The organism is Blautia sp. TF10-30, assembly GCF_003481245.1.
Lineage (GTDB): Bacteria > Bacillota > Clostridia > Lachnospirales > Lachnospiraceae > Fusicatenibacter > Fusicatenibacter saccharivorans.
Genome location: NZ_QUKM01000004.1, coordinates 1 through 2981, shown reverse-complemented (window position 1 = coordinate 2981; position 2981 = coordinate 1). Strand labels below are relative to the sequence as shown.

Here is a 2981-nt window from a genome sequence, read left to right as displayed (position 1 = left end):
TTAGGTCAAGCCCTCGACCGATTAGTAACAGTCAGCTCCATGCCTTACGGCACTTCCACCCCTGCCCTATCTACCTCGTCGTCTTCAAGGGGTCTTACTTCTTTCGAATGGGATATCTCATCTTGAGGGGGGCTTCACGCTTAGATGCCTTCAGCGTTTATCCCTTCCCGACTTGGCTACCCGGCCGTGAACCTGGCGGTTCAACCGGTACACCAGAGGTCAGTCCATCCCGGTCCTCTCGTACTAAGGACAGCTCCTCTCAAATATCCTACGCCCACGCCGGATAGGGACCGAACTGTCTCACGACGTTCTGAACCCAGCTCGCGTACCGCTTTAATGGGCGAACAGCCCAACCCTTGGGACCTACTACAGCCCCAGGATGCGATGAGCCGACATCGAGGTGCCAAACCACTCCGTCGATGTGAACTCTTGGGAGTGATAAGCCTGTTATCCCCAGGGTAGCTTTTATCCGTTGAGCGATGGCATTCCCACTTAATACCACCGGATCACTAAGTCCTACTTTCGTACCTGCTCCACCCGTCGGTGTCGCAGTCAAGCTCCCTTCTGCCTTTGCACTCTTCGAATGGTTTCCGACCATTCTGAGGGAACCTTTGAGCGCCTCCGATACCCTTTCGGAGGCGACCGCCCCAGTCAAACTCCCCGTCTGGCATTGTCCCCCGGCCTGATAAAGGCCGCTGGTTAGAAGCCCAGCAGCACAAGGGTGGTATCCCAACAATGGCTCCCCTGAAACTGGCGTTCCAGGTTCACAGCCTCCCACCTATCCTGTACATGCACTGCCGGACCCCAGTACCAAACTGGAGTAAAGCTCCATGGGGTCTTTCCGTCCTGGCGCGGGTAACCAGCATCTTCACTGGTACTTCAATTTCACCGGATGCATTGTCGAGACAGCGCTCAAATCATTACGCCTTTCGTGCGGGTCGGAACTTACCCGACAAGGAATTTCGCTACCTTAGGACCGTTATAGTTACGGCCGCCGTTTACTGGGGCTTAAATTCAAAGCTTCGCTTGCGCTAACCTCTCCTCTTAACCTTCCAGCACCGGGCAGGCGTCAGCCCATATACCTCACCTTACGGTTTTGCATAGACCTGTGTTTTTGCTAAACAGTTGCTTGAGCCTATTCTCTGCGGCCAACTCTCGTTGGCACCCCTTCTCCCGAAGTTACGGGGTCATTTTGCCGAGTTCCTTAACAATGCTTCTTCCGCCGGCCTTAGGATTCTCTCCTCATCCACCTGTGTCGGTTTACGGTACGGGTATCTTAAAAACAATAGCGGCTTTTCTTGATTCATGGCTCACACACTTCCCTACTTTAGTTCGGTCCGCATCACGCCTTTGGATTGCCACACGGTTTTTCCTATGTGACTCCTCCTTCGCTTGCACGCGGCTTTCCGTTCCGCGCCTGTGCTCTCCACAAATGTCCCCACAGTTCTGTTTTAAGATAGTGCAGGAATCTCAACCTGCTGTCCATCGGATACGCATTTCTGCCTCTCCTTAGGCCCCGACTTACCCAGGGCAGATCAGCTTTACCCTGGAAACCTTGGATATTCGGCCGAGAGGATTCCCACCTCTCTCTCGCTACTCATTCCGGCATTCTCTCTTCCTGGCACTCCACAGCTCCTTCCGGTACTGCTTCATCGCGCCAGCAATGCTCCTCTACCATACCATACGGTATCCTGTGCTTCGGTGTCGTGTTTCAGCCCCGGACATTTTCGGCGCAGGACCTCTCGACTAGTGAGCTATTACGCACTCTTTGAATGTGTGGCTGCTTCTGAGCCAACATCCTAGTTGTCTTCGAAATCCCACATCCTTTTCCACTTAACACGTACTTTGGGACCTTAGCAGCAGGTCTGGGCTCTTTCCCTTTTGACTGCCCAACTTATCTCGTGCAGTCTGACTCCCGATGAGCATCTTTACGGCATTCGGAGTTTGATATCCCTTGGTAAGCTTTGACGCCCCCTTAGAAATTCAGTGCTCTACCTCCGTAAGACTCCATCGAGGCTAGCCCTAAAGCTATTTCGAGGAGAACCAGCTATCTCCGGGTTCGATTGGAATTTCTCCCCTACCCACACCTCATCGCCACCCTTTTCAACGGATGTGCGTTCGGCCCTCCACTACCTCTTACGGCAGCTTCAGCCTGGACATGGGTAGATCACCCGGTTTCGGGTCTACTCTTACTGACTTTGCGCCCTCTTAAGACTTGGTTTCCCTTCGGCTCCGCACCTTGAGTGCTTAACCTTGCCAGTAAACGTAACTCGCCGGACCGTTCTACAAAAAGTACGCGGTTGTGCACATAAGGCACTTCCACAGCTTGTAAACACAGGGTTTCAGGTTCTCTTTCACTCCCCTCCCGGGGTCCTTTTCACCTTTCCTTCACAGTACTATGCGCTATCGGTCACTGAGGAGTATTTAGCCTTGGAGGGTGGTCCCTCCTGCTTCCCACAAGGTTTCCCGTGTCTCGTGGTACTCTGGATCCTGCCAGCCTCTCATCAATTTCGCCTACGGGATTTTCACCCTCTCTGATCAGATTTCCCAAAACTGTTCGGCTATTGATTCGAGTACCTTATGCAGTCCACAACCCCGCGGTGCACGCACCACGGTTTGGGCTCTTTCCATTTCGCTCGCCGCTACTTTGGAAATCGAGGTTTCTTTCTTCTCCTCGGGGTACTTAGATGTTTCAGTTCCCCCGGTTCCCTTCCATACGTTATGGATTGGCGTATGGATACTTGAGGTTTGCTCAAGTGGGTTTCCCCATTCGGATATCTCCGGATCAATGGATATTTGCTCCTCCCCGAAGCTTTTCGCAGCTTATCACGTCCTTCATCGGCTCTCAGTGCCAAGGCATCCACCCTGCGCTCTTAATGCTTGACCTGTATTCTTGGTCCGCTGCCATCATAGCGTTGATGACAGGCTTTTGTGTTCTCTGCTTTAAAAGCAATTGATTCAATAATCTTTCGATTATCTCT

At 52.5% G+C, this 2981-nt stretch carries 1 rRNA gene; it reads right to left on the bottom strand.

What is annotated here, in order from left to right:
* A 23S ribosomal RNA gene (locus tag DXD02_RS05285) occupies positions 1-2887 on the bottom strand.
* Between the last annotated feature and the right edge of the window lie 94 nt (positions 2888-2981).